This is a genomic window from Modestobacter sp. SYSU DS0875, from assembly GCF_054050915.1.
In genome coordinates this window covers 20222-46005 of record NZ_JBJHAH010000014.1, presented here as the reverse complement: position 1 = coordinate 46005, position 25784 = coordinate 20222, and the positions used below count along the sequence as shown (strand labels likewise).

29 protein-coding genes and 1 pseudogene are annotated in these 25784 nt (G+C 74.8%); 16 read left to right on the top strand and 14 right to left on the bottom strand.

The features are described from left to right. Position 1 precedes the first annotated feature (1 nt). Together ACI79Y_RS10665 and ACI79Y_RS10660 are read left to right on the top strand one after the other, a co-directional pair. Positions 2 to 244 carry a MoaD/ThiS family protein gene (locus tag ACI79Y_RS10665; protein WP_457158455.1) on the top strand — a complete coding sequence of 81 codons (243 nt, stop codon included), beginning with the start codon at positions 2 to 4 and terminating at the stop codon, positions 242 to 244. 95 nt (positions 245 to 339) lie between these two features. Next, the gene (locus tag ACI79Y_RS10660) at positions 340 to 561 is read left to right on the top strand and encodes a hypothetical protein (protein WP_457158454.1); all 222 of its coding nucleotides are present in this window, start codon (positions 340 to 342) and stop codon (positions 559 to 561) included. 9 nt (positions 562 to 570) lie between these two features. Here the strand turns inward: ACI79Y_RS10660 and ACI79Y_RS10655 are convergent, their stop codons facing one another. From ACI79Y_RS10655 to ACI79Y_RS10615, 9 genes and pseudogenes are all read right to left on the bottom strand, one after another. After that, positions 571 to 2172: a SpoIIE family protein phosphatase gene (locus ACI79Y_RS10655; RefSeq protein ID WP_457158453.1), complete on the bottom strand. Its 1602-nt coding sequence runs from the start codon at positions 2170 to 2172 to the stop codon at positions 571 to 573. 134 nt (positions 2173 to 2306) lie between these two features. Next, entirely contained in the window at positions 2307 to 2726 is a 420-nt protein-coding gene (locus ACI79Y_RS10650) for a molybdenum cofactor biosynthesis protein MoaE (protein ID WP_457158452.1), read from the bottom strand. Positions 2727 to 2749: 23 nt separating this feature from the next. Next, on the bottom strand, positions 2750 to 3325 hold the full coding sequence (locus ACI79Y_RS10645; protein WP_457158451.1) for a nucleotidyltransferase family protein: 576 nt from the start codon (positions 3323 to 3325) through the stop codon (positions 2750 to 2752). 12 nt (positions 3326 to 3337) lie between these two features. Next, entirely contained in the window at positions 3338 to 3793 is a 456-nt protein-coding gene (locus ACI79Y_RS10640; RefSeq protein ID WP_457158527.1) for a TOBE domain-containing protein, read from the bottom strand. A 120-nt stretch (positions 3794 to 3913) separates the two neighbouring features. Then, positions 3914 to 4351, bottom strand: a pseudogene (locus ACI79Y_RS10635) (ATP-binding cassette domain-containing protein); the annotation flags it as partial. Positions 4352 to 4380: 29 nt separating this feature from the next. Then, a complete protein-coding gene (locus tag ACI79Y_RS10630; RefSeq protein WP_457158450.1) occupies positions 4381 to 5157 on the bottom strand; it encodes an ABC transporter permease in 777 nt (258 codons plus the stop codon). Between the two features lie 32 nt (positions 5158 to 5189). Then, on the bottom strand, positions 5190 to 5978 hold the full coding sequence (modA, locus tag ACI79Y_RS10625) for a molybdate ABC transporter substrate-binding protein (RefSeq protein ID WP_457158449.1): 789 nt from the start codon (positions 5976 to 5978) through the stop codon (positions 5190 to 5192). Between the two features lie 68 nt (positions 5979 to 6046). Next, a complete protein-coding gene (locus ACI79Y_RS10620; RefSeq protein WP_457158448.1) occupies positions 6047 to 6439 on the bottom strand; it encodes a TOBE domain-containing protein in 393 nt (130 codons plus the stop codon). A gap of 68 nt (positions 6440 to 6507) precedes the next feature. Next, a complete protein-coding gene (locus ACI79Y_RS10615; protein ID WP_457158447.1) occupies positions 6508 to 7290 on the bottom strand; it encodes a polyprenol monophosphomannose synthase in 783 nt (260 codons plus the stop codon). Positions 7291 to 7458: 168 nt separating this feature from the next. Here ACI79Y_RS10615 and ACI79Y_RS10610 point away from each other — a divergent pair, with 168 nt between their 5' ends. The 3 genes from ACI79Y_RS10610 to ACI79Y_RS10600 are packed head-to-tail and all read left to right on the top strand — an operon-like array spanning position 7459 to position 10917. Beyond that, complete coding sequence (locus ACI79Y_RS10610; RefSeq protein WP_457158446.1) at positions 7459 to 7725, top strand: hypothetical protein; 267 nt, start codon at positions 7459 to 7461, stop codon at positions 7723 to 7725. A 4-nt stretch (positions 7726 to 7729) separates the two neighbouring features. Further along, positions 7730 to 9154 carry a phospholipid carrier-dependent glycosyltransferase gene (locus ACI79Y_RS10605; protein ID WP_457158445.1) on the top strand — a complete coding sequence of 475 codons (1425 nt, stop codon included), beginning with the start codon at positions 7730 to 7732 and terminating at the stop codon, positions 9152 to 9154. A 56-nt stretch (positions 9155 to 9210) separates the two neighbouring features. Next, positions 9211 to 10917 carry a RecQ family ATP-dependent DNA helicase gene (locus ACI79Y_RS10600; protein ID WP_457158444.1) on the top strand — a complete coding sequence of 569 codons (1707 nt, stop codon included), beginning with the start codon at positions 9211 to 9213 and terminating at the stop codon, positions 10915 to 10917. A gap of 21 nt (positions 10918 to 10938) precedes the next feature. Here ACI79Y_RS10600 and ACI79Y_RS10595 read toward each other — a convergent pair whose 3' ends face one another. Beyond that, positions 10939 to 11607: an ABC transporter ATP-binding protein gene (locus ACI79Y_RS10595; protein ID WP_457158443.1), complete on the bottom strand. Its 669-nt coding sequence runs from the start codon at positions 11605 to 11607 to the stop codon at positions 10939 to 10941. A gap of 14 nt (positions 11608 to 11621) precedes the next feature. Beyond that, positions 11622 to 12107, bottom strand: coding sequence for an ABC transporter permease (locus tag ACI79Y_RS10590; protein WP_457158442.1), 486 nt, complete (start codon positions 12105 to 12107; stop codon positions 11622 to 11624). 284 nt (positions 12108 to 12391) lie between these two features. On the opposite strand from ACI79Y_RS10590, the gene ACI79Y_RS10585 reads away from it, so the two are divergent. The 6 genes from ACI79Y_RS10585 to ACI79Y_RS10560 all read left to right on the top strand — a co-directional run bounded on the left by ACI79Y_RS10585 (position 12392) and on the right by ACI79Y_RS10560 (position 18073). Next, positions 12392 to 14053: a carbamoyltransferase family protein gene (locus tag ACI79Y_RS10585; protein ID WP_457158441.1), complete on the top strand. Its 1662-nt coding sequence runs from the start codon at positions 12392 to 12394 to the stop codon at positions 14051 to 14053. A gap of 123 nt (positions 14054 to 14176) precedes the next feature. Next, complete coding sequence (locus ACI79Y_RS10580) at positions 14177 to 14635, top strand: DUF4383 domain-containing protein (protein WP_457158440.1); 459 nt, start codon at positions 14177 to 14179, stop codon at positions 14633 to 14635. An 81-nt stretch (positions 14636 to 14716) separates the two neighbouring features. Beyond that, on the top strand, positions 14717 to 15928 hold the full coding sequence (locus ACI79Y_RS10575; RefSeq protein WP_457158439.1) for an acyl-CoA dehydrogenase family protein: 1212 nt from the start codon (positions 14717 to 14719) through the stop codon (positions 15926 to 15928). A gap of 117 nt (positions 15929 to 16045) precedes the next feature. Continuing rightward, entirely contained in the window at positions 16046 to 16546 is a 501-nt protein-coding gene (locus ACI79Y_RS10570; RefSeq protein ID WP_457158438.1) for a SigE family RNA polymerase sigma factor, read from the top strand. A gap of 1 nt (position 16547) precedes the next feature. Next, the gene (locus ACI79Y_RS10565; RefSeq protein ID WP_457158437.1) at positions 16548 to 17894 is read left to right on the top strand and encodes a hypothetical protein; all 1347 of its coding nucleotides are present in this window, start codon (positions 16548 to 16550) and stop codon (positions 17892 to 17894) included. Next, complete coding sequence (locus tag ACI79Y_RS10560; RefSeq protein ID WP_457158436.1) at positions 17891 to 18073, top strand: hypothetical protein; 183 nt, start codon at positions 17891 to 17893, stop codon at positions 18071 to 18073. Before ACI79Y_RS10565 ends, ACI79Y_RS10560 begins: the two co-directional genes overlap by 4 nt. Positions 18074 to 18132: 59 nt before the next feature. Here the strand turns inward: ACI79Y_RS10560 and ACI79Y_RS10555 are convergent, their stop codons facing one another. Both ACI79Y_RS10555 and ACI79Y_RS10550 read right to left on the bottom strand, forming a co-directional pair. Continuing rightward, entirely contained in the window at positions 18133 to 18330 is a 198-nt protein-coding gene (locus ACI79Y_RS10555) for a hypothetical protein (protein WP_457158435.1), read from the bottom strand. Positions 18331 to 18339: 9 nt separating this feature from the next. Beyond that, positions 18340 to 18849 (bottom strand): GbsR/MarR family transcriptional regulator, encoded by a 510-nt coding sequence (locus ACI79Y_RS10550; protein WP_457158434.1) that lies wholly within the window; start codon positions 18847 to 18849, stop codon positions 18340 to 18342. 97 nt (positions 18850 to 18946) lie between these two features. Between ACI79Y_RS10550 and ACI79Y_RS10545 the strand changes: the two genes are divergently transcribed. The 3 genes from ACI79Y_RS10545 to ACI79Y_RS10535 are packed head-to-tail and all read left to right on the top strand — an operon-like array spanning position 18947 to position 22022. Continuing rightward, the gene (locus ACI79Y_RS10545) at positions 18947 to 19843 is read left to right on the top strand and encodes an ATP-binding cassette domain-containing protein (protein ID WP_457158433.1); all 897 of its coding nucleotides are present in this window, start codon (positions 18947 to 18949) and stop codon (positions 19841 to 19843) included. Beyond that, complete coding sequence (locus tag ACI79Y_RS10540; protein ID WP_457158432.1) at positions 19840 to 21441, top strand: ABC transporter permease; 1602 nt, start codon at positions 19840 to 19842, stop codon at positions 21439 to 21441. The genes ACI79Y_RS10545 and ACI79Y_RS10540 overlap by 4 nt, the downstream gene beginning before the upstream one ends. Positions 21442 to 21500: 59 nt before the next feature. Further along, positions 21501 to 22022 (top strand): GNAT family N-acetyltransferase, encoded by a 522-nt coding sequence (locus ACI79Y_RS10535; RefSeq protein ID WP_457158431.1) that lies wholly within the window; start codon positions 21501 to 21503, stop codon positions 22020 to 22022. A 3-nt stretch (positions 22023 to 22025) separates the two neighbouring features. Here the strand turns inward: ACI79Y_RS10535 and ACI79Y_RS10530 are convergent, their stop codons facing one another. Further along, positions 22026 to 23618: an LCP family glycopolymer transferase gene (locus tag ACI79Y_RS10530; protein WP_457158430.1), complete on the bottom strand. Its 1593-nt coding sequence runs from the start codon at positions 23616 to 23618 to the stop codon at positions 22026 to 22028. A 284-nt stretch (positions 23619 to 23902) separates the two neighbouring features. Between ACI79Y_RS10530 and ACI79Y_RS10525 the strand changes: the two genes are divergently transcribed. Both ACI79Y_RS10525 and ACI79Y_RS10520 read left to right on the top strand, forming a co-directional pair. Continuing rightward, the gene (locus ACI79Y_RS10525; protein WP_457158429.1) at positions 23903 to 24865 is read left to right on the top strand and encodes an acyl-ACP desaturase; all 963 of its coding nucleotides are present in this window, start codon (positions 23903 to 23905) and stop codon (positions 24863 to 24865) included. 32 nt (positions 24866 to 24897) lie between these two features. Then, positions 24898 to 25698 (top strand): exodeoxyribonuclease III, encoded by an 801-nt coding sequence (locus ACI79Y_RS10520; RefSeq protein ID WP_457158428.1) that lies wholly within the window; start codon positions 24898 to 24900, stop codon positions 25696 to 25698. Positions 25699 to 25784: the final 86 nt, after the last annotated feature.

Sequence of the window (25784 nt, the reverse complement as noted above, 5' to 3'; positions counted from 1 at the left end):
GGTGACGGTGACCGTGCGGTACTTCGCCGGGGCGCGCGCCGCTGCGGGCGTGGACACCGAGACGCGGGAGGCGGCCAGCCTCGAGGAGCTGGTCGGGCAGATCGTCGACGCCCACGGCGAGCGGCTGGAGCGGGTGCTCACCGCCTGCTCGTTCCTGGTCGACGGAACGCAGACCCGGGACCGGTCGTTGGTGCTGACGCCCGGGTCGGTGGTCGACGTCCTGCCGCCGTTCGCCGGAGGCTGACAGCCCCGGGAGCATCGCAGCGAGGGACGAGCGAGGAGCGGACCGGGGCGCGGAAGCCGCCCCGTGGACCGGCGGCTGAGACCTGGAGGTACGAGATGAGCGTGTGGGACAAGGCCAAGGCCAAGGTCGAGCAGGCCGTGGGTCACGCCGAGGAGGTCTGGGGCCAGTCGCACGGCGACGTGGCCGCTGCCCTCGACGGTGAGGCGCGCCGGCTCGAGGGCGAGGCCGAGGAGGAGCAGGCCGAGCACGGCGAGCAGGAGGGCACCGAGCAGCAGCGCCCGGACGACGACGGGCTGGCCGGCGCCGGAACCCGCTGACCTCAGCGGTCAGCGCGTTCCGGGCCCCCCGCCGAGGCGGATCGCCACCACGGCGACGTCGTCCTCCGGCCGGCCGTGCACCAGCCGGTCCAGCAGCTCGTCGCACAGCTGATCCAGCGGCAGGCCGGCGAGCTCGACCGCGACCTGCCGCAGCCGGCTCATCCCCTCGTCCAGGTCGCCGCCGCGGCGCTCGATGAGCCCGTCGGTGTACAGCAGCACCGTCGTCCCGCAGGCGAGGGTGACCACCGACTCCGTGCGCTCCGCGGTGGCGTCGACCCCGAGCATGAGGTCACCACGCCAGTCGGCGAGCGCGGCGAGGGTGCCGTCGGGGTGGATCACCAGCGGCGGCAGGTGCCCGGCGTTGCTCCAGCGCATCCGGGTGAGCCCACGGTCGGCCTCCGCCGGCGTCTGCTCGAAGCGGGCCACCGCCGCGGTGGCGTAGGTGTCCACGTGCAGCTGGGCCATCGCGGCGTCCAGGCCACGGAGCACCTCCCCCGGGCCGGCGTCGCTGTAGGTGGCGACGCCGCGCAGCAGCGCCCGCAGCTGGCCCATCGCGGCGGCGGCGGCGGTGTCGTGACCGACGACGTCGCCGATGACCAGCATCGTCGCCCCGGACGGCTGGGTGAACGCGTCGTACCAGTCGCCGCCGACCCGCGCGGCCTCCGCGGCCGGGGTGTACCGGACCACCACCTCGGCCTGGTCGTCCTCGTAGCCGCCGGTGAGCAGGCTGCGCTGCAGCGCCTCGGCGAGCTGGCGCTGCTGGTCGAACAACCGGGCGTTGTCCAGCGCCAGGCCGACCCGGTCGGCGACCTCGCGCGCGGTCGCCACCTCCGGCGGCCCCACGGCGCGCCCGTTCCCGGAGTAGAGGGTGAGCGCGCCCACCGTCCGGCCCCGCGCCCGGACCGGCAGGGCGACCAGGGTCGTGGCCCCCAGCCGGGCGAAGACGTCCAGCGACTCCCCGGCGGGCAGCAACGACCGGCCCACCCGGGTCACGGCCGTCTCCCCGACCAGCGCCCGCGCGACCGGGCTGTCCGCCGGCATGGACGCCAGCCGCAGCTCCACGTACCGCTCCACGAGCGGCTGCATGGCGGGGTCCGGGTGCCACCAGCCGACGTCCCGGGGGCGCCCCTCCTCGTCCAGCACGGTGAGGACGCACCAGTCGGCCAGTGCCGGCACGATCAGCCGGGGGATCCGCACGGCCGCGGTGCCGAGGTCGAGCGTGCCGGCCAGCTCGGCGCTGATCCGGGCCAGCACCGCCAGCCGCTCCTGCACCAGGCGCCGCTCGGTCACGTCGGTGAAGTACATCGCCAGGCCCTGCTCGGAGGGCACCGCCCGCACCTCGATCCAGCGGTCCAGCGGGTCGGGGTAGTGCCCCTCCACCACCGCCGGGATCCCGGTGGCCATGCACTCGCGGTAGACGCGGCCGAACTCGTTGTCGGCGTTGGCCGGGAACGCCGTCCAGAAGTCCTGGCCGAGCAGCTCCTCCCGGGACCGCCTGACCACGGCCTCCCCGGTCGCGTTGAGGTACGTGATCCGCCACTCGGGGTCGACCGACAGGTAGCCCATGGGCATCGACTCGAGCACGCGGGCGTCGCCCTCGTCGTCTGCCATCGGCTGCACCTCCCCCGGTGACCGCTCTGCGGCCGGGGCGGCGGAGCTGCTCGCCCGGTTCACAGACGAGCAGTTCTGTTATGCCATGACGGTTCGATGACCGGCAAGCAGCCGCACCACAACGGCCCCACCGGTCACGGGCAGGCGACCCACTCCTCCTCGCCGTCGGTGAACACCTGGCGCTTCCAGATCGGCAACCGGGCCTTCACCTCGTCGACCAGCTCGGCGCAGGCGGTGAACGCCTGGCCGCGGTGCGCGGCGCTCACCGCGCACGCCAGCGCGACGTCGCCGATGCCCAGCAGGCCGATCCGGTGCGAGACGGCGACGGAGCGGACCTCCGGGCGTGCGGCGAACTCGGCGGCGATCTCGGCGATCAGCTCCGGGGCGGTGGGGTGACCGACGTACTCCAGCTCGGTCACCGCGCGGCCGCCGTCGTGGTCGCGGACGACCCCGGCGAAGGAGACCACCGCGCCGGCCGCCTCGTCGGCGACCGCGTCCTCGTGCTCGGCGACCGAGAGCGGCTCGTCGGTGACCCGGGCCAGCAGCGTGCTCACGGCGGCGACGGTACCCGCGCGGGTCACCCGGACGGCGGCACGTCCAGGTCGGTCGGGTCGGCCAGGCCGGTGCAGTCGACCTCGACGACGTCGCGGCCGGCCAGGTAGCCGCGCGCGCCCTCGTCGCCGGTCGCGGTCTCCGCGACGCCGGCCCAGTGCTCGCGGCCGAGCAGCACCGGGTGGCTGCGGACGCCGTCATAGGTGGCCACCGCCAGGGCATCGGGGGCGGCGTGCGCGGCGACCCGGGTCAGCGCCTCCGGCGTCATCCCGGGCATGTCCACCAACTGCACCAGGACGGCGTCGACGCGGCCGGGCCACGAGCGCAACCCGTCGAGTCCGGTGCGCAGGCTGGAGGCCATGCCGGTCTCCCAGTCGCGGTTGGCCAGCACCGTCGCGCCGGCGAGGTCTGCGCGCTGCCACACCTCCACGGCGGAGGCGCCGAGGACGACGAGCACCGGGTCGCACACCGCCGTCGCCGTGCGCACCGCCCGCTCGACCAGCAGGCTGCCCCGGTACTCGACCAGGGCCTTCGGCATGCCGTACCGCCGGCCGCCCCCGGCGGCGAGCACCAGCCCGGCTACGGGCGCATCGGACGTCACCCGCCCACTCTCTCAGCGGGGGTGGACGGTGATCTCGCTGGCCTTCACCGCGGCCCACACCCGGGCGCCGGGGGCCAGGGCGAGCTCGGCGAAGGACGCCGCGGTGACGTCGGCGGTCAGTGGCACCTCCCCGGCCAGGTCGCAGCGCACCACCGAGCCGTGCGGCGTGGCGGCGACCAGCTCCACCGGCCACACGTTGCGCGGACTGCCCCCGGGCCGCTCCAGGTGCAGCGCCACCGACTCCGGCCGGACGGCGGCGAAGACCGGGCCGTGCGCCGGCTCCGCGATCGACACGGTGCCGCCGCCCTCGAGCGCGACCGACGTCCCCGCGGCGTCCCCGGGCAGGAGCACCAGCCCGACCAGCCGGGCGACGTAGTCGGTGCGCGGGCGCCGGGCCACCTCCGCCGGCGTGCCGGTCTGCACGACCCGCCCGTCCTCGACCACCAGCACCCGCCCGGCCAGCGCCATCGCGTCCACCGGGTCGTGCGTGACCAGCACCGCGCTGCCGGCGTAGTCGGCCAGGTGGCGGTGCAGCTCGGTCCGGACGGCGAGCCGGGTCCGCGCGTCCAGCGCCGACAGCGGCTCGTCGAGCAGCAGCACCCGCGGGTCGCCGACCAGCGCCCGGGCGAGCGCGACCCGCTGCCCCTGCCCCCCGGACAGCTCCCCGGGGCGGCGGGCGCCGAGATCGGCGAGCCCGACCCGGTCCAGCCACGCCGCAGCCGCGGCGCGGGCGTCGGCCCGGCGAGCCCCCCGGGAGCGCGGGCCGAAGGCGACGTTCTCGGTGACCGTCAGGTGCGGGAACAGCAGGGAGTCCTGGAAGACCATGCCCAGCGACCGGCGGTACGGGGGGAGGTGCACGCCGGGGGCGTCCCAGACCTCGTCGCCGACCCGGACCCGGCCGCCGTCCGGGCGCAGCAGCCCGGCCAGCACCCGCAAGACGGTGGACTTGCCGGCCCCGTTCGGCCCCAGCACCGCGAGCACCTCACCGTCGGCGACGGACACCTCGACGTCGACGGTGAACCCGCCGCGGTCGACGAACACGTGCGCGTCCAGGGTCATGCGGCCGCCCGCCCCAGCCAGCGGTCGCGGAGCAGCAGCAGGGTCGCCAGCGAGACGCCGAGCAGCACCAGGGACAGGGCGATCGCCGCCTCCGGGTCCGACTGCAGCGCCAGGTACACCGCCAGCGGCATCGTCTGCGTCGTCCCGGGGAAGTTGCCGGCGAAGGTGATCGTCGCGCCGAACTCGCCCAGCGCCCGCGCCCAGCACAGCACCGCACCCGCGGCGATCCCCGGGGCGACCAGTGGCAGGGTCACCCGGCGGAACGTCGTCCACCGGTCGGCGCCGAGGGTGGCCGCGGCGTCCTCGAACCGGGCGTCGGCGGCGCGCAGCGCCCCCTCCACGCTGATCACCAGGAACGGCATCGCCACGAACGTCTCGGCGATGACGACCGCGGTCGTGCTGAACGGGATGGTCCAGCCGAACGCCTCGTACAGCTCGCGCCCGACGATCCCCTGCCGGCCGAGCACCAGGAACAGCGCGACGCCGCCGACCACCGGGGGCAGCACCAGCGGCACGGTGACCAGCGCCCGGAGCACGCTGCGCCCGCGCGCCCGGGAGCGGGCCAGCACCCAGGCGAGCGGGACGCCGAGCAGCAGCGACAGACCGGTGGCCAGGGTCGCCGAGACCAGCGACAACCGCAGCGCCGAGCCCACCGCCGGCTCCGCGAGCAGGGTGGGCAGCTGCGACCAGGGCGCGCGCAGCACCAGGCCGAGCAGCGGCAGCACCAGGAAGACGACGGCGAGCACCGCCGGCACCAGCAGTGGTGCCGGCACCCCGGCCTCCCGGCGTCGGGTGCGCGCCCGGGTCACGGCTCGAAGAAGCCCGCGTCGGTCAGCGTCTGCTGCCCGGCGTCGCTGAGCACCAGGTCCACGAACGCCTGCGCCGCGGCCGGGTTCGGCGCGTCGGCCAGCGGAGCCAGGGGATAGCGGTTGGCGGCCTGCTCGGCCTCGCGGAACCCGAACGCCAGCACCTGGTCGCCCGCGGCGAGGACGTCGGAACGGTAGACCAGGCCGGCGTCCACCTCCCCCAGCTCGACCTTGGTGAGCACGGCCCGCACGTCGTCCTCGTAGGTGTCCGGGGAGTCGGACCGGCCGGCCGCCTCGAGCACCTCCGCGGCCGCCGCGCCGCAGGGCACCTCGACGGCGCAGACGGCGAGCGTGACGTCGTCGGGCAGCAGCTCGGCCAGCCCGGGGACCCCGGCTGCGTCCGGCGCGGTGAGGCCGGCCGGATTCGCCGGGGGGACGGCGACCATGAGCCGGTTGGACGCGTACACCTCCGCTGTGCCGGTCAGCCCGGCGTCGGCGACCCGCGCCAGCTGCCCCTCGTCGGCCGGTGCGAAGACGTCGGCCGGGGCGCCCTGGGTGATCTGGGTGGCCAGCGTCGCGCTGCCGGCGAAGGTGAACTGCACGGTCAGGCCCGGGCGCTGCGCCTCCAGCTCGGCGCCCAGGTCGGTGAAGACGTCGGTGAGCGAGGCAGCGGCGAAGACGGTGAGCGTGCTGTCCCCGTCGGCGGCCGGCGCCCCACAGCCGCTCAGCAGCATCGCCGCCACGGCCGCCCCCCGCACGGCGCGATGCCGCGGCAGGCGCTCGCTCACGGCACGATGACCCCGCAGGTGCGCGCTCGCTCCGCTCCTCGTCCGCCGGCGCTCGCTGCGATGCCCGCTCACGGCACGTCCACGCTGACCTGGGTGGCCTTGACGGTGGCGACGGCGCGGGCACCGACGTCCAGGCCGAGCTCGTCGGCGGCCTCGCGGCTCATCAGCGACACCAGCCGGAAGGGGCCGGCCTGGATCTCCACCTGGGCCATCACCCCGTCGCGCAGCACCCGGGTGACGATCCCGGCCATCCGGTTGCGCGCCGACGAGGACCGGGTGACCCCCGGCGGCGGCGCGTCGTGCAGCTCGGCGGCCACCCGGGCGAGATCGGCGCCGTCGACCCGGGCCGGGCCCGCGTCGCGGGAGGCGGCGAGCCGGTCGGCCTCGATCCAGCGCCGCACGGTGTCGTCGCTCACGCCGAGGAGCGCGGCCGCCTCGGCGATCCGATAGGTGGCAGGCACCGGCGCACCGTAACCACCGCAGCTGCGGACCTACAAGCGACCCCTGTCCGCAGGTGCGGCGAGGAGGCTCAGGCGAGGGCGCGGCGGCGGAGCAGCACCGGGTGCCGGCCGCGGACCGGCCGCTCCCCGCCCCGGGCCGGGCGCAGCGAGGCCAGCGACCAGACGCCCACGCGGACCAGCGCCTCGCGGATGATCCGGCCGCTCATCTTGCTCTGCCCGAACTCGCGGTCGGCGAAGACGATCGGCACCTCGGCCAGCCGCAGGCCCCGGGACCACACCTGCCGGGCCATGTCGATCTGGAAGCAGTACCCCTGCGACTGGACCGACCCCAGGTCCAGCGACTCCAGCGCCTGCCGCCGGAAGGCGCGGAAGCCGCCGGTCGCGTCGCCCAGCGGCAGGCCGAGGGCCACCTGGACGTAGCGGTTCGCGGCCCGGCTGAGCAGCTCGCGGTGCCGTGGCCAGTCCTGCACCCGGCCGCCGGGCACCCAGCGCGAGCCGAGCACGGCGTCGGCGGTGGCGAGCCGGTCCAGCAGCCGCGGCAGGTCCTCGGCGCGGTGCGACCCGTCGGCGTCCATCTGCGCGATCACCGCGTAACCCTGGTCCAGCGCCCAGCGGAAACCCTGGACGTACGCCGGGCCGAGGCCGGCCTTGCCCGGGCGGTGCACCACGTGCACCCGGGGATCGGCGGCGGCGATCCGGTCGGCCAGGGCGCCGGTGCCGTCCGGGCTGTTGTCGTCGATGACCAGGACGTGCGCGTCCGGGACGGCCCGCAGCACGGCGGACAGCGTCCGGGGCAGGCTCTCGCGCTCCTGGTACGTGGGGATGCAGACGCACACGTCTCGAGGGGTCACCGTCCAGGCCATTGCCGCTGTCCGGCCGCTGGACACCTGGACGAGGACACGATCGTGCAACGAATCCGGGAACAGGCGAGATCGGATCGTTACCTGCTCGCGTGGGTACCCGCCCGGAGGTGCGGTCATGGGACGGAGGACCGTTTTCCCCGATCTCAGGAGCACCCCATGAACCGCATGACCCGCGGCATCGCCGCCGCTTCCTTCTCCGGCCTGATCGTCTTCGGCCTCGGCGCCTGCGGCTCCGAGGAGGAGGGCACCGTCGAGGTCACCGAGACCGAGCAGGTCACCGAGACCGAGGAGCAGTCGACCGAGGTCACCGAGACCCTCGAGCCCACGGAGACCGAGGTCGACACCGAGACCGAGACGGTGGAGACCGAGACCGAGGTCAACACCGAGACGGAGACCGAGTACAGCACCGAGGACAACGGCTGATGCGATGAGCACAGTCGCTCCCGACGTGGAGCACCGAGCAACGGGCGGCGCCTTCCGGCGCCGCCCGTTGTGGGTCTGGGCACTGCCGCTCGCGCTCTTCCTGCTGGCCGCGGCCGTCCGGCTGTGGGCCCTCGGCGACCCCGGCCGCCTGTACTTCGACGAGAAGTACTACGTGCAGGACGCCGTGGACTACCTCAACCGCGGCGTCGAGGAGGGCCGGCCGGTCCACCCCCCGGTGGGCAAGTGGGTCATCGCCCTGGGCATCGAGCTCTTCGGCAGCGCCACGCCCACCGGCTGGCGGATCGGGGTGGCCGTCGCCGGCTCGCTGACGGTCCTCCTCACGTACCTCTGCGGCCTGCGGCTGTTCCGGCGCCCCGCCCCCGCCGCCCTGGCCGCCCTGCTGGTCTGCCTGGACGGGCTCGCCGTCACGACCAGCCGGATCGGCATGCTCGACGCCACCCTCGGGCTGTTCGTCGTCGCCGCGTTCTGGCTGGTGCTGATCGACCGGGACGCCCGCCGGGCCGCCCGCGGTCCCGGCGAGCCGCTGCGCCGGTCGCTGCTGGGCTCCCGGTACCGGTGGCTGGCCGGCGTCGCACTGGGGCTGGCGGTCGGCACCAAGTGGTCCGGGCTGCTCGCCGTCGCCGCCGCGGGCCTGCTGGTGCTCGGCACCGAGCTGGCCGGACGGAGCGAGGGCCTGCCCCGGGCGGCCCGTCGCGGCGTGGCCGTGGCCGCCGGTGGCGTGCTGAGCCTGCTGCTGGTGCCCGCCGCGGTGTACCTGGCCAGCTACGCCGGCTTCTTCGCCTCCTACTCCGACAGCCGGGCCGCCGCGGTCGCCTGCGCCGAAGGTGACTGCGGCACGTCGGCGGCCGACCGGCTGGAGACCTGGGCGGCGGACCAGGCCGACGTGGTCGCCTACCACGGGAGGCTGGAGGCCACCCATCCGTACCGCTCCAGCCCGCTGGGCTGGCCCTGGCTGCAGCGCCCGGTCCTCAGCTACGCCGCGGAGTGCGCCGCCACCGCGGACCCGGACGACTGCGCCGTCCCCCCGGGCACCAAGGCCCGCATCGTGCAGCTGGGCAGCCCCGCGCTGTGGTGGCCGGCGCTGCTGGCCTACCCGGTGCTACTGTGGCGCGCCGTCGCCCGCCGGGACGGGATCGCCGCCAGCATCCTCGTGCCGCTGCTGCTGCTGTGGGCCCCGTGGCTCGCCGCAGGCAAGCCCGGCTACTTCTTCTACCTGGTGCCGGCGGTGCCGTTCATCGCCTTCGCGCTGGTCCGCGCGGTCCAGGTCGGGCCGCGCCCCCGGCTGGTCGGCGCCGGGCTCGCCGTCCTGTCGGTCGCGGCGTTCGCGTTCTTCGCCCCGATCTGGCTGGGGCTCCCGACGGACCCCGACCTGCTGGACCTGCGGTACTGGCTGCCCACCTGGCGGTGACCGGCGCCGCTCCGGGGCGTCGTTTGCCGATCTCTGGGGTCGGGCAGAGGCCGCCGGTGACGAGCACCCAGCAGGACAACCCCGTCGGCGGCTCCGCGTCGGCGCGCACCCGGCGCATCCGGGAGACCGCTCGCGAGGTGCTCGGATTCGAGGACTTCCGCCCCGGCCAGGAGGAGGCGATGAAGGCCGTCGCCGCCGGCCGGGACACCCTGGCGGTGCTGCCCAGCGGCGCCGGGAAGTCGGCGGTCTACACGGTGCTCGGCACCCTCCTCGACGGCCCGGTGCTGATCGTCTCGCCGCTGATCGCGTTGCAGCGCGACCAGGTCCAGCGGCTGGCGGAGCTCGGCGAGCAGGCCGTCGGCCGAGCGGTGGTGCTCAACTCCAGCCTGTCCGGCGGCGACCAGCGGGCGGCGCTCGACGGGCTGCGTGACGGAACGGTCCGCTACTGCTTCCTCGCCCCCGAGCAGCTGGCCAAGCCCGAGGTCGTGGACGCGATCCGCGAGGCCGGGCCCGCGCTGTTCGTCGTCGACGAGGCGCACTGCGTCTCGGCGTGGGGGCACGACTTCCGCCCCGACTACCTGCGCCTGGGCGGCGTGGTCGAGCAGCTCGGCCACCCGACCGTGCTGGCGCTCACCGCCACCGCCGCGCCGCCGGTGCGCGCGGAGATCCTCGAGCGGCTGGAGATGCGCGACCCGGAGGTCGTCGTCGCCGGCTTCGACCGGCCGGAGATCCGGTTGGAGGTCGAGCAGCACGCCGACGCGCACGGCAAGCACGCCGCCGTCCTCGACCGGGTCACCGAGCTCACCCAGCGCGGCACCGGGATCCTCTACAGCGCCACCCGCCGGGGCACCGAGGAGTTCGCGCAAGCGCTCACCGAACGCGGGCTCCGGGCGCAGGCCTACCACGCGGGGCTGAGGAAGAGCGACCGCGAAGAGGTGCAGCGGGCCTTCATGGACGACGAGCTGGACGTCGTCGTCGCCACCACCGCCTTCGGCATGGGCATCGACAAGCCCGAGACCCGGTTCGTGGTGCACGCCGAGCCGGCGGACTCGATCGACAGCTACTACCAGGAGATCGGCCGGGCCGGCCGCGACGGCGAGCCGGCCACCGCCGTGCTGGTCCACCGGCAGGAGGACCTCGGAATCCGCAGGTTCTTCGCCGCCGGCGCCCCGGCCGAGGAGGAGCTGCAGCAGGTCGCCGGGCTGGTCCGGGCCGGCGTCGAGGCCGGCATGGACGGCGTGGACGTGACGGAGCTGCGCGGGGAGACCGGCCGGCCCGCGACGCCGCTGGTGCGCGACCTGAACCTGCTGGAACAGGCCGGCGCCGTCGTCCTGGACGACGAGGGGACGGCGGCCCCCGCCCCCGACGCACCGGCGCCCGGAGAGGCCGCGGCGGCCGCCCGCGAGCTGGCCGAGCACCACATCCGGGTCGACGAGAGCCGGATCGAGATGATGCGCGGCTACGCCGAGACCACCGGCTGCCGACGCCAGTTCCTGCTCGGCTACTTCGGGGAGCAGCTCGACGAGCCGTGCGGCAACTGCGACAACTGCAGCGCGGGGCTGTCCACCGAGCAGCACACCGCCGACGCCGACCACCCCTTCCCGGTCGACCTGGCCGTGGAGCACACCGAGTGGGGCCCCGGCGTCGTCATGCGCCACGAGGACGACCGGGTGGTCGTGCTCTTCGACGCGGTCGGCTACAAGACCCTCGCGCTCCAGGCCGTCGTCGACAACCGGCTGCTGACCGCCCGCACGGGCGGCTGACCCCGGCAGCCGACGCCGCGATCAGCTCCTCGGCGGGCTGAGCTCCAGCCGCCACCGGCACTGGTCGGCCACCCAGCGGTCGTGGGTGATGACGATGACCGGGACGCTCTCGGCGGCCCTGCGCAGGGCCGCCACGACGTCCCGCGTCGTGGCCTCGTCGAGGTTGGCGGTGGGCTCGTCCGCGACGACCAGTGCCACGTCCCGCGCCAGCATCCGCGCGATGGCCACCCGCTGCTGCTGTCCGCCGGACAGCTCGGCGATCCGGCGGTCCCGCATCTCCGCCAGGCCCATGGCCTCCAGGGCGCGCTGGGCGCGGGGCGTCCGCTGCTCCTCGTCGATCTCGGCATCGCCCATGTCCAGCAGCAGCATCTCCCACGGCGTGTAGTCCGGGAGCAGCCCGTAGTCCTGGGGGATGTAGCCGATCCTGCGCCGGTGCAGCTGCCGCTCGTCGTCCTGCCGTCCCTGCGCCAGGACCGACCACTCCTGCCCGAGGACCTTGACCGACCCCTCGTACGGCGCCTGCTCCTGCCCTCCGATCAGCGCGCCGAACGTGGACTTGCCCGCACCGCTCTGCCCGACCACGGCCACCAGACCGGGGCCCGTCACGTCGAACTCGTCGATCGAGAGCACCGTCGGCCCGTCCGGGAACGAGAAGCGCAGCCCCCGGACCTCGACGATCTTCTCCGCCAACCCGCCACTCTCCGTCACTGTTGCGCCTGCACGCTCTTGGGGGACTGGCCCGCGGCCACCCAGGCCGGGACGGTGGTCGCGGCGCCGGCCAGCAGGATGGTGACCGGGAAGGCCGCCAGCAGGGACACGGCCGTGAACGAGACCGGCAGGACGGTGAACTCGCGGACGGCGAGCCCGCCCACGATCCCGGCGGCCTCACCCACCAGCGCCCCACCGAGGACCGGGGGCGCCATCTCCCGGAGGAAGTCGCGCACCAGCCGGCTGCGGAAGACCCCGCTCTGCCGGCGGATGCCGATCTCACGCTTCCGCGACTGCATGAGCACCCAGCCCACGGTCGCCGTCGCCGCAGCCGTCTGGACGACCATGGCCAGGGTCACCGCGACCGTCAGCTCGCGGAGGATCGACTCGATCAGGTCGACGTCGACCACGCCGGCCGCGCGCACCTCCGGGGTGCCCAGGTCGCCGCTGATCCGGTCCGACACCCCGTAGGAGAGCGACATGAGCAGAACGGAGAACCCGACACCCATCGCGACAGAGGCCCCGGAGACCACGCGCCACGGGCCACTGCGCGGTGTCCGACCGCCCGAACGCATGCGTGCCCCTTCCGTTCGGCCGACTGGCCGCAGAACGTAGCGGCCGACCGCTGCACAAGATCACACCGGGTGACCCGGGGCCACCCGTACGAGTGGGTGAAACAGACCCCTTTCGGCGTGCGCGTTCTCCGCCGCGGCTTGATCATGAGCGAGGACCGGGCGGATCGCGCCCGGCCGGGAGGAGCACGCGCGTGAAGGTCCTGGGCATCAACGCCATCTACCACGACCCGGCGGCGGCGCTGGTCGTCGACGGGAAGGTCGTGGCCGCGGCCGAGGAGGAGCGGTTCAGCCGGCGCAAGCACGGCAAGCGCCCGCTGCCGTGGAGCGCCTGGGAGCTGCCCGAGCTGTCCGCCGCCTGGTGCCTCAAGCAGGCCGGCATCCGGCCCGAGGAGCTCGACGCGGTCGCCTACTCCTTCGACCCGGCGCTGATGGGCACCCCGGAGGAGTCGGGGTTGTTCGACGACGGCGACGTCATGCGCAAGAAGTACGCCGAGATGGCCCCGGACTTCCTGGCCCACGCGCTGCCCGGCCTGGACCCGGCGAAGGTCCGGTTCGTCAAGCACCACGTCGCCCACGCCGCGTCGGCCGGCCTGGCCGCCCCCGGGCGCGAGGGACGGCGCGACAACGCCGTCCTCGTGCTCGACGGTCGTGGTGAGGCGCACAGCCACCTGGCCGGCCGCTACGTCGACGGTCAGCTGGAGGTGCTCGCCGGTCAGGCGCTGCCGCACTCCCTCGGCCTGATGTACGAGGACCTCACCGACCACCTGGGCTTCCTGCGCAGCTCCGACGAGTTCAAGGTCATGGCGATGGCCTCCTACGGCAAGCCGCGCTTCCTCGGCGACCTGACCGAGCTCATCCGGGCCACCGGGGACGGCGGCTTCCGCACCGAGGAGATCGACTTCACCGAGTTCGCCCCGCGCCTGGGCAAGGGCGACCAGTGGACCTCCGACCACGCCGACCTGGCCGCCAGCGTGCAGACCCGGCTGGAGGAGGTGCTGGTCGACCTGGCCCGCTGGGTGCACGAGCAGACCGGGGAGAAGACCCTCACCCTGGCCGGCGGCACCGCGCTCAACTGCGTCGCCAACACCCGGATCCTGGCCGAGAGCCCGTTCGAGCAGGTCTGGGTGCAGCCGGCCGCCGGCGACGCCGGCACCGCGCTGGGCGCCGCCCTGCACGTCGCCCGCGAGCTCGGCGAGGAGACCCAGCCGATGCCCGGCGCGGCGCTGGGCCGCGGCTGGAGCGACGACGAGATCGAGCAGGTGCTCACGACCGCGGCGATCGACTACGAGCGCCCCGACGACGTCGCCGAGGCCGTGGCCGAGGTCCTCGCCGACAACGGCATCGTCGCCTGGTTCCAGGGCCGCAGCGAGTACGGCCCGCGCGCGCTGGGCCACCGCTCACTGCTGGCCCACCCCGGCTTCGAGGCCAACCTCGAGCGGATGAACGACGTCAAGGGCCGCGAGCAGTTCCGCCCGGTGGCGCCGATGGTGCTGCTGGAGAAGGCCCCGGAGATCTTCAGCCGTGGCCCGATCCCCTCGCCGTACATGCTGTTCGTGCACGACGTGGCCCCGGAGTGGCGTGACCGCATCCCCACGGTCACCCACGTCGACGGGACGGCGCGGATCCAGACCATCGACCCGGAGACGTCCCCGCTGGTGCACCGGATGATCTCGGCGTTCGAGCGGCGCACCGGGCTGCCGGTCGTGGTCAACACCAGCCTGAACACCGCCGGCCGGCCGATGGTCGACGACCCGCGGGACGCGCTGGAGTGCTTCGGCTCGGCCCCCGTCGACCTGCTGGCCATCGGCCCGTTCGTCGTCCGCCGGCCGAAGGCCACGCCCCGCCCGGCCTGAGATCACGATCCGGGAACGACCTTCACCCGTTCGGGTGGCGGCCGTTTCCGGTGATCATCCCTGGGAACTCCCTGTAACGGCCCGCTGAGACCCGGCGGCCCGACGACATCACGGAGGGCACCCATGACCGCAGCAGACCACGGCACCGGCAACCGAGGCATGACCTGGCCACAGATGCTGGCCATGGCGATCGGTGTGATCTACACGCTGATCGGCATCATCGGCTTCTTCATCACCGGCTTCGACGACTTCGCCGCGCACACCGACGAGACCCTGCTGGGCTTCTCGATCAACCCGCTGCACAACATCGTGCACCTGGTGATCGGCCTGGCCGGCATCGCGCTGGCCCGGAAGCTCAGCACCGCCCGGACCTACGGGTGGCTGCTCGCCGTCGGCTACGGCGCGGCGTTCATCTACGGCCTGTTCGCCGCCGGCGAGGAGGAGCCGCTGAACTTCCTCAGCATCAACTGGGCGGACAACTGGCTGCACCTGGTCAGCGTGATCGCCGGCCTGGCCATCGCGCTGGGCCCGGTGAAGGACGCGACCACCCGCGGCCGGGACGAGTCCCTGCGCACCCGCTGAGCCACACCCCGATCGCACGACCGCCCCGGACGCCGACTGGCGTCCGGGGCGGTCGTGCGTCGGCGCGACTACGGTCCGGACATGGACTTCAGCCTGTCCGCCCGGGCCGAGGACGTCACCGGCCGGATGTGGGACTTCATGCGGGAACGGGTGTTCCCCGCCGAGCCGGTGTACGACGCCTGGCGGGCCGCCCGCGGGCACGACGACCACGGGCACCCGCCGGTGCTCGAGGAGCTCAAGGCCGAGGCGCGGGCCCGCGGGCTGTGGAACCTCTTCTCCCCCGAGCTGTCCGGGCTGAGCAACCTGGAGTACGCCAGCGTCGCCGAGGTGACCGGCTGGTCACCGGTGATCGCGCCGGAGGTGACCAACTGCGGGGCCCCGGACACCGGCAACATGGAGACGCTGATGCTCTTCGGCACGCCGGAGCAGAAGACGCGCTGGCTGGAGCCGCTGCTGGCCGGGGAGATCCGGTCGGGGTTCGCGATGACCGAGCCCGACGTCGCCAGCTCCGACGCCCGCAACATCCAGACCTCGATCGTGCGCGACGGCGACGAGTACGTGGTCAACGGCCGCAAGTGGTGGACCAGCGGCGCCGCCGACGAGCGCTGCCAGGTCTTCATCGTCATGGGCAAGACCGACCCCGACGGCGCCGCGCACCGGCAGCAGTCGATGGTGCTGGTGCCCCGGGACACCTCCGGCCTGGAGATCGTCCGGCACCTGCCGGTCTTCGGCTACCAGGACCAGCACGGGCACTCGGAGCTGCGGTTCACCGACGTCCGGGTACCGGTGTCGAACCTGCTGGCCGGGGAGGGCGACGGGTTCATGATCGCCCAGGCCCGGCTGGGCCCCGGCCGGATCCACCACTGCATGCGCGCGCTGGGCATGGCCGAGCGGGCGCTCACGCTGATGGTCGAGCGGGCCAAGGCCCGGGTCGCCTTCGGCCGGCCGCTGGCCGAGCAGGGCACCGTCCGGGAGCTGATCGCCCGCTCGCGCATCGAGATCGACTCCGCCCGGCTGCTGGTGCTCAAGACCGCCGACCTCATCGACCGGCACGGTGCCAAGGGCGCGCGCACCGAGATCGCCGCGATCAAGGTGGCCGCACCTCAGGTGGCCTGCGACGTGATCGACCGGGCGATCCAGGTGCACGGCGGCGCCGGGGTCAGCGACGACACCGTGCTGGCCCGGTTCTACGCCAGCGCCCGCACGCTGCGGATCGTCGACGGGCCCGACGCGGTGCACGTCCGCTCGGTCGCCCGGGAGGAGCTGGCGCGCGAGCGCCCCTGGCACGGCTGACGCCCGCACGTCCTCCGGGCCGGCGTGTATCAGGGCTGGAGGTCACGACTCGGTCACGGTGACACCCCCGCGGCGCCCCTCACGGCGTCCTAGGGGGTGACGGCGGGAGGAGACCGGGTGCGAGCCGACCACGAGGCGGAGTTCGAGGCGTTCGTCGCCGCGCGCTCCGACGACCTGCTGCGGGTCGGGTTCCTGCTGACCGCCGACCGCGGTCACGCCGAGGACCTGCTGCAGACGGCGCTGCTCAAGGCCTACCGCCACTGGGGGCGGATCTCCCGCGAGGACCCCTACCCCTACGTGCGCAAGGTGCTGGTCACCAGCGCGGCCAGCTGGCGACGCCGGCGGACGACGCAGGAGATCGTCTCGCTCCCGGCGCACGACGTCGCCGGCCCCGACCCGACCGACGACGTCGCCGAACGGGACCGGATGGCCACCGCGCTGGCCACCCTGCCGCCCCGGATGCGGGCGGTGCTGGTGCTCCGCTACGGCGAGGACCTCGGCGAGGCGGCCACCGCCGCCGCGCTGGGCTGCTCGGTCAACACCGTCAAGAGCCAGACCACCCGAGGGCTCGCGCGGCTGCGCGCAGCCCTGCCCGCCCGCGCCCTCGAGGAGTGCTGACGTGGACCTGTTGGACGTCGAGACCGAGCTGCGGTCGCACCTGGCGAACCGGCCCACCCCACTGGCCCCCGACCCGCGGGACCTGGTGACCCGCACCCGCGAGCGGCACCGCCGTCGCCGCCGCCACCAGGCCGCCGTCGCCGGCGTCGGGCTGTCGGTGGTGCTGGTCTTCGGCGCGGTCCCGGTGGTGGGCGGTCTGCTGCCCGACGTCGGCCGGTCCGACGCCGCGGCCCCGGCGACCCGGACGGTGACGACCACGAGCCTCTACGACGTCCCCGTCCGCGGGGCGCTCGCCGACGACGCCGCGTGGCTGCAGGCGGTGGCCGCGCTGCCGTGGGAGCCCGACGAGCTCGACCCGGCCACCCCTCCGCCGGTCGACAGCCACCGGGTGGCCTGGGCCGACGACGTGGACGGGGTCCGGATCGCCTTCGTGCTGGGCAGCGCGGACGGGCGGATCAGCGGGACCTGGTTCACCGGCCCCGCCGGCGCGGAGCCCGCGGAGATGACCCAGGCGACCGGCGTGCAGCGGCTGGTCCGCAACCAGCCCACGGGCCTGGTCGACGTCCCCGCCGGCGGGTCGTCCAGCCTCCTGGTCGTGGTGGGCCTCCCCGGCGACACCGTGGAGTACGTCGACGGGACGACCGTGACCGCGGCCGGCGAGGAACGAGTGGACCGGCGCACGATGCCGGGAGCGGACGGCGTGGCCGCCGGCGCGATCGGCGACCCGCGTGGCACGCCTCCCATGCACATCGCGGTCCAGCGGAACGGCCAGGCGCTCGGCTCGATGAGCCTCACGATGACCGACCGCGCCGAGGCGGTGCTCCCGATCCCGGTCGAGGCCAGCGACCCGCGGGGGCTGCGGTCCCGGGTCTCCGAGCAGGCGGTGCAGCAGATGCTGCAGGTGGCGGTGGGCACCTACGGGTCCGGGCTGGACGGCGCGACCCCGGTGCTGCTCGCGGCGGGGCCGACCGGGAGCGGGGAGATGGTGCTGGCCGGCGTCACGTTCCGCTCCGGCGCGACGGTGCTGGTGGTCGGCGCCACCCGGCTGGAGGCCGACGGGTCGACCACCGGCTCGGCGTCGACCGCCGACCCGCGGCCGGCCGGCGTCCCGCTGGTCGATCAGCTGCTGGCGGTGCCGCTGGGCGGGGACCTCGCGGTGAGCGGCCCCCCGGACGCTGCGGTGGCCGAGGTGCTGGACAGCGACGGGGCGCTCCTCACGACCCTGCCGCTGGTCGCCGGTTCCGGGGTGGGCAGCGCGGGGGACGGCCCAGCTGCGGCCACGGTCCGCTTCCTGGCCGCGGACGGCACCGAGCTGGCCGAGGCACCGGTCACCGAGCTGGCGCGATGACCGGGGAGCCCGCGTCGGTCGTCGCCATGCGGCAACTGGCCGAGGAGGCCCACCGGCGGCCGCGTGGCCCGGGCACGGCGCTGCTGCGGACGGCGGCGGAGTACGCGGCCGACCGCCGCCAGCAGCGCGCCGGCCATCGGCCGGCCGATGCCGAGGACGAGCCCCCGGGCGGCCGCTGAGGACGGTTCCAGGCGGTCGCCGCGGACCTCGTGGTGCGAGAGAGCGCCTGGTCCCCGCCTCAGCCGCGCGGCGCGCGGCGGTACAGCAGGAACCCGACCACCGCGAGCACGACGCCCAGCACCAGCTGGCCGATGCCGACGCCGGCCCGGTCGGCGCCGAACCAGGTGACGCTGGAGACCAGCAGCACGGCCGCGATGCCCAGCACGAGCAGGCCGACGAGTCGTTCACGGGGGCGGTGGGGGCCGGGTGAGGTCACGCCCCGACCCTACGGGCGGGCAGGTGCGCCACCGGCGGCACGCCGGTCGCGCTCGGCGGGCCACCGATCGAGCATCGCGGCGAGCTCCTCCCGGAAGTACGCGAAGAAGTCGCGGGTCTCGGCCAGCCGCCGGCCACCGGGCCGTTCGTCGCCGAGGTCGGCCACCCCGCCCGCGACCACCCGCTCGTAGTGCTCCAGGGCGCCCAGCCGGGCGGCGAAGAACCGGGACCAGAGGTCCTCGTCGTGCAGCACGTAGAGGTCACTGCGGGTGCCCGGCTCCCGCTCCCGGGTCAGGAAACCGATCTGCACCAGCTGGCGCACCGCGCCGCTGATCGCCGCGGGGCTGACCTGGAGCCCCTCGGCGAGCTCGGTCGCGGTGTAGCGGTCGGCGTCGTCGGCGAGTGCGTAGGCGAGCACCCGGGCGGCCATCGGCTGCATACCGGTCTCGCGCAGCACCAGGGCGAACCGCTCCACGAACCGGAGCAGCACGACCCGCTCGGCGTCGTCCTCATCGGCCACCGGACCTCCTCTCCTGCACCTCGGGACGCGAGGTTACCCGCCTGTATCACCCTCAATGAACTTCAGAAATTTGTGAACTGTGTGTAGCTTCGCCGCCATGACCGAGGTGATCGCGGTGTCCGGGCTGGTGAAGTCCTTCGGGCGCACCCGGGCGCTGGACGGGCTCGACCTCACCGTGCGCACCGGCGAGGTGCACGGCTTCCTCGGCCCGAACGGCGCCGGGAAGTCCACCACCATCCGGGTGCTGCTCGGGCTGCTGCGCGCCGACTCCGGCGACGTCCGGTTGCTCGGCGGCGACCCCTGGCGCGACGCCGTCGCCCTGCACCGCCGGCTCGCCTACGTGCCCGGCGACGTCGTCCTGTGGCCCACCCTCAGCGGCGGGGAGGTCATCGACCTGCTCGGCCGGCTGCGCGGCGGCCTGGACCCCCGGCGCCGCGCCGAGCTGCTGGACCGCTTCGACCTCGACCCGCGGAAGAAGGCGCGCACCTACTCCAAGGGCAACCGGCAGAAGGTCGCGCTGGTCGCGGCGCTGGCGTCCGACGCCGAGCTGCTGGTGCTCGACGAGCCGACCTCCGGGCTCGACCCGCTGATGGAGGCGACCTTCCAGCGCTGCGTGCAGGAGGTCCGTGCCGAGGGCCGCACGGTCCTGCTGAGCAGCCACATCCTCGCCGAGGCGGAGGCGCTGTGCGACCGGGTGAGCATCATCCGGCAGGGCCGCACCGTGCAGAGCGGCAGCCTGGCCGAGCTGCGCCACCTGACCCGCACCGCGGTCACCGCGGAGACCGACCGCCCGGCGCCCGGGCTGGCCGAGCTGCCCGGGGTGCACGGGCTGGAGGTGACCGACGGCCGGGTCGCCTTCGACGTCGACGGCGACGCGCTGGACGCCGCGGTGCGCTGCCTGAGCGAGGCCGGGCTGCGGTCCCTGCACAGCGCGCCGCCCACCCTGGAGGAGCTCTTCCTCCGGCACTACGACCAGACGGCCCACGCGCGGTGACCGCCCGCCCCGCGCTGACCGGCACCGGCGCGCTGCTGCGGTTCGCGCTCCGCCGGGACCGGGTCCGGCTGCCCGTCTGGGTGGTCGGCGGCACCCTGCTGGTGGTCGTGCAGTCCGCCGCCGCCCAGTCGACCTACGACTCCCCCGGCTCGCTGGCCGCCTACCGGGCCTCCGTGGGCAGCAACGCCGCCTCGATCGCCCTCGCCGGCCCGCCGGTGGGCCTGGACACGATCGCGGGCACCGTCGCCTTCGAGATGGCCACCCCGCTCGCCGTCGTCGCGGTGCTGATGGTCATGTTCACCACCGTGCGGCACACCCGCGCCGACGAGGAGCTCGGGCGCACCGAGCTGGTCCGGTCGACCCAGATCGGCCGGCACGCCCCGCTGGCCGCGGCGGCCGGGGCCGCCGCGCTCGCCAGCGCCGCGCTGGGGGCCGCGATCGGCGCGGGGGCGACCGCCAGCGGGCTCCCCGCGCTCGGGGCCTTCGTGCTGGGCGCATCCGCGACGGCGACCGGGCTGGCCTTCACCGGGCTCACTGCACTGGCTGCCCAGGTCGTCTCCACCGCCCGCGGGGTGTACGGGCTGGTGGGTGCCCTGCTGGGCGTCTCCCTCGTGCTGCGGGCGATCGGCGACGTCGAGGGCAACGGCCTGTCCTGGGCATCCCCGGTGGGGTGGGCCCAGGCCAGCCACCCCTGGTCCGGCGACCGCTGGTGGCCGCTGCTGCTGAGCGTCGCCGGTGGCCTCCTGGGGATGGCCGCCGCCGCCCAGGTGCTGGACCGGCGCGACCTCGGCGCCGGGCTGGTGCAACCCCGCCCCGCGGCCGCGGTGGCCCCGCGGTCGCTGCTCTCGCCACTGGGGCTGACCTGGCGGCTGCACCGCGGCGCACTGCTGGGCTGGGCGGTCGGGGTGACCCTGCTGGGCGCGGCCTACGGCGCCCTCGCCGAGTCCGTGGAGACGCTGCTGGCCGAGAACCCCGACGTCGCCGCCTTCCTGCCCGACGCCACCGCCGCCGGCCTGGTCGACGCCTTCATCGGCGTCGCGCTCACCACGACCGCGCTGCTGGTGGCCGCCTACGGGGTCGCCGCGGCGCTGCGGGCCCGCGCGGAGGAGACCGCCGGGCGCGCCGAGCCGGTGCTGGCCACCGCCACCTCGCGGAGCCGCTGGCTCGGCGGGCACGTGCTCGTCGCGCTCGCCGGGACGGTCGTCCTGCTGGCGCTGGGCGGGCTCGGCACGGGCGCGGCTCGCGCGGCCTCCACCGGGGACGCCGGCGACCTCGTCCGGGTGCTCGGCGCGGCGCTGGCACACACTGCCGGCGTCTGGGTGCTCGTGGCGGTCGCCGTCGCCCTGGTGGGGCTGGCGCCCGAGCCGGCGCTGCCCGCGGCATGGGCCGCCTTCGGCCTGGTCGCCGTCGTCACGTTGTTCGCAGAGTCCTTCGACTGGCCCGGCTGGGTCGCCGACCTCTCGCCGCTGGCCTGGACGCCGGCCATGCCGGTGGAGCCCTGGTCGACCGCGCCGGTGGCCGGGCTGCTGGCGGTCACCGCGGCGCTGACGGTGATCGGGCTGGCCACGTTCCGTCGCCGCGACCTCGCCACCGCCTGAGGGCGCGCGGCCGGCACAAACCGGGTGCGGACACCGGGGCGCGGGAGCAGCATGCCGACGTGATCGTCCGCCGTGAGCAGCCGACCGACGCCGAGCAGGTCCGGCAGGTGCACCGGGCGGCCTTCGCCGCGCCCGGTCTGCCGGACGGCGCCGAGGTCCCCGAGTCCCGCCTGGTCGACGAGCTCCGCGCGGACCCCGGCTTCCTGCCGCATCTGTCGCTGGTCGCGGTCGACGGCGACCGGGTCCTCGGGCACGTGCTGGCGACCCGCGGCCGGCTCGAGCCCCTCGGCGTCCCGGCGCTGGGGCTCGGTCCGCTGGGCGTGCTGCCCGCCGCGCAGCGGCGCGGCGTCGGGACGGCGCTGGTGCACGCGGTGCTGGCGGCGGCCGAGGCGTGCGACGAGCGGCTGGTGGCGCTGCTGGGCGACCCGGCGTACTACCGCCGCTTCGGTTTCCGCCCGGCCGCCGAGCTGGCCGTGACGGCTCCCGACCCGGGGTGGGGCGAGCACTTCCAGGCCCGGCTGCTGGGGCCGGCCACACCCGCGGGCACCTTCCGGTACGCCGCACCCTTCGACCGGCTCTGAGGCTCAGCCGCGCTTCGTCGGCGGCTTTCCGGCCTCCAGCGCCTCCTGGGCCTGGACCGGGTCGTACGCGCAGGCGTCCGTGACCTCGGCGACCGGGTCGGCCGGCGTGGGCTCTGCCGGTGCGCTCGACCGGGCCGTCGAGCTCGAGGGGGCCGGCTGCGTGGCGTCGGCCGGCGGCGCGGTGGTCCCGGCCGCCGCATCGCCGTCCGAGGGGGGCTGCAGCGCCTGCTGCACCAGCGAGCGGATGCGGTCGTAGTCGGGGTAGGCCGGGGTGATCACGGTGTCGTCGAAGACGACGCTGCGGATCTCGGTGTCCTGCACCAGGAAGGCCAGGTCGACGACGTCGTCCAGCAGCGACTGCGGGATGTCGGTGGAGACGATGTCCTGGGTGGTCGCGGCCAGCTCCCGGTAGCGGGACAGCAGGGTCACCGGGTCGGCGGCCTCGACGATCGCGTCGATGACGCACCGCTGGCGGTCCATCCGCTGGTAGTCCGACAGCCCGTAGCGCCCCCGGGCGAAGTCCAGCGCACGGACGCCGTCCATGTGCTGGTCGGGGCCCGGCGCGATGTAGTCGTCCGGGAGCTCCTGGCCGACGATGCCGTTGATCGGTACCCAGTAGTTCACGTTCACGGTGATGCCCCCGAGGGCGTCGACCAGCCGGCTGAACCCCTCGAGGTTGACCAGCACGAAGTAGTCGATGTGCAGGCCCAGCGCCTCGCCGACGCCCAGCTTGAGCATGTCCGCGCCGAGGTCGTCGGTCGGGCCCAGGATGTCGGGGTACCAGGCCGGCCCGTTGCGGTAGACCGCGTTGAGCAGGCTCTCGCTCTCGCTGCCGACGTCGAACCCGTCGGGCCAGACGTCGTGCAGCGGGCTGTCCTCCGGGAAGGGCAGGTCCTGGAGGTTGCGGGGGAGGCTGAACAGCGTCGTCTCCCCGGTCCGGGTCTGGATGTTGGCCACGATGACGGTGTCGGTGCGCACCCCCTCGCGCCCCTCCCCGCCGTCGCCACCGAGCAGCAGGACGTTGACCTCCTCCCGGTCGCCGAAGGGGTGCTCGTCGTCCACCGGGTCGGTGACCGTGGCGCTCTCCCGGTCGGCGAACACCGTGTCGACCAGGTCGCGCTGGGCCAGGGTCGCGCCCACCGCCTGGTAGGTGGGCCAGGCGATCCCCGCGCACAGGGCCAGGACGACCGCGGCTCCCACGGCCTGCTGCCAGGGGCGCAGCCGGCGGGGGCGCAGCACCAGCCAGCCGGCGACCACCAGCAGCGCCCAGGCGACCGCGAGCGCGACCAGCCCCACGACCACCCAGGTGAGGGCGGTGGAGTCCACGGCCACCCGGACGGCGTCCCGCCAGCCGCCCAGGCCCAGCCACGCCAGCGCGGCCATCAGCAGCCCGAAGAGGACGAGCACGGCAGCGCCCAGACGGCGGCGGCCACCGGCCACCAGCGCCGTGCCCGGCAGGACGGCGCCGACGACGGTGAGCCCCAGCGCGGCGCCGAAGCCGCGGTCGGCGTACCGGCCGCGACGGCCGGCTGCCGTGGCACCGGTGGGCGGAGGCGGCCCGGAGGTGCGGGCGGGGCCCGATGGGTCGTCGCTCACGCAGCCGTCGTCCCCTCGCAGCACCCGGTCATCCCGCCCATGCTCCCACCGTGGGCGGGTGCGGTGCCCCGGATGCGACCGCGGATCACCCGTCCGGGCCCCCGGCGTCGACGGTGCGTCCGCACATGATCACGGTCAGCGGCAAAGCGGGGGCGCGGCGGCGACCACTCGCACAGCCCGCGGACTGCGCCGGCCCGAAGGCGGGTAGTCGGGGAGCGCCAGCCGCTGCGTCCGTTGTTACGGTTGCGTAGGTTACGAGACCGTAGGTGAATCCGGGAGGACCCGTGCCGCAGACCACCGCACAGGCAGCACTGCTCATCGAGCTCGAGTCCGTCGTGGAGGAGAACCTGAACCGCCACCTCGGCCTGGCCCAGGAGTGGCACCCGCACGACTACATCCCCTGGTCGCAGGGGCGCGACTTCGCCTTCCTCGGCGGCGAGGACTGGTCGCCGGAGCAGTCGATGCTGGACGAGACCGCCAAGGCGGCGATGTTCACCAACCTGCTCACCGAGGACAACCTGCCCAGCTACCACCGGGAGATCGCCACCCAGTTCGGCCGGGACGGCGCCTGGGGCACCTGGGTGGGCCGCTGGACGGCGGAGGAGAACCGGCACGGCATCGCCCTGCGCGACTACCTCGTCGTCACCCGCGGCGTCGACCCGGTGGAGCTCGAGCGGGCCCGGATGGACTACATGACCTCCGGCTACGACTCCGGTGACAAGACCGCGCTGGAGACCGTCGTCTACGTCTCCTTCCAGGAGCTCGCCACCCGGGTGAGCCACCGGAACACCGGCAAGGCCACCGGCGACCCGATCGCGGACAAGCTGCTCGCCCGGATCGCCAAGGACGAGAACCTGCACATGGTCTTCTACCGGAACATCGTCTCCGCGGCGTTCGAGATCGACCCCGACGCCACCATGCGGGCGGTCGCCGACGAGGTCATGCGCTTCGAGATGCCCGGCGCCACCATGGCCGGCTTCCGCAAGAACTCGGTGATCATCGCCAAGGCCGGGATCTACGACCTGCGCCTGCACCACGACGAGGTCATCTCCCCGGTACTGCGCGCCTGGAAGGTGTTCGAGCGGACCAACCTCGGCCCCGCCGGCGAGCAGGCCCGCGAGGAGCTCGCGCAGTTCATGGCCGGGCTGGACGCCCAGGCGACCAAGTTCGTGGAGAGCCGCGAGCGGATGCGCGCCCGCCAGCAGGCCCGCCAGGACACCCAGCTGACCCCGCTCCCCCAAGCCTGAGCCGCGCCGGGGGCCACCTAGGCTCGGTCCCCGTGCGCCTGGCGACCTGGAACGTGAACTCCATCCGCAGCCGAGTGGACCGGGTGGAGGCCTGGCTGCAGCGCAGCGACGTCGACGTGCTGGCGCTGCAGGAGACCAAGTGCAAGGACGAGCAGTTCCCCGAGGAGCGCTTCCGTGCGCTGGGCTACGAGGTGGCCCACGTGGGCCACTCGCAGTGGAACGGCGTGGCGCTGCTGTCCCGGGTGGGGCTGACCGACGTCGAGGTCGGCTTCCCGGGGATGCCCTCGTGGGCCAAGGAGGGCGCCGAGCCGGCCGCTGAGGCCCGCGCCCTGGGCGCGACCTGCGGCGGCGTGCGGGTGTGGAGCCTGTACGTCCCCAACGGCCGCACGCTGACCGACCCGCACCTGCAGTACAAGCTGGAGTGGCTGGAGGCCCTGCGGGTCAGCGCCGGCGGCTGGCTGACCGACGACGCCGACGCGCAGGTCGCGCTGGTCGGCGACTGGAACATCGCCCCGCAGGACGACGACGTCTGGGACATCTCGGTGTTCAGCCACTCCACGCACGTCTCCGAGCCCGAGCGGGCGGCGTTCCGGGGCGTGGTCGACGCCGGGTTCACCGACGTCGTCCGGCCGTACACCCCGGGGCCCGGCGTCTACACGTACTGGGACTACACGCAGCTGCGCTTCCCGCGCCGCGAGGGCATGCGGATCGACTTCGTGCTCGGCTCCCCCGCGCTCACCCGCCGGGTGACCGACGCCCGCATCGACCGCGAGGAGCGCAAGGGCAAGGGCGCCAGCGACCACGCCCCGGTGGTCGTCGACCTCGCCGACTGAGGCCCGTCAGGACGGCACGTGCATGAGCTCCAGCTGGATCTCGCCGTGGCTCACCCGAGTGGCCGGCGGGCCGCAGGTGCCGTAGG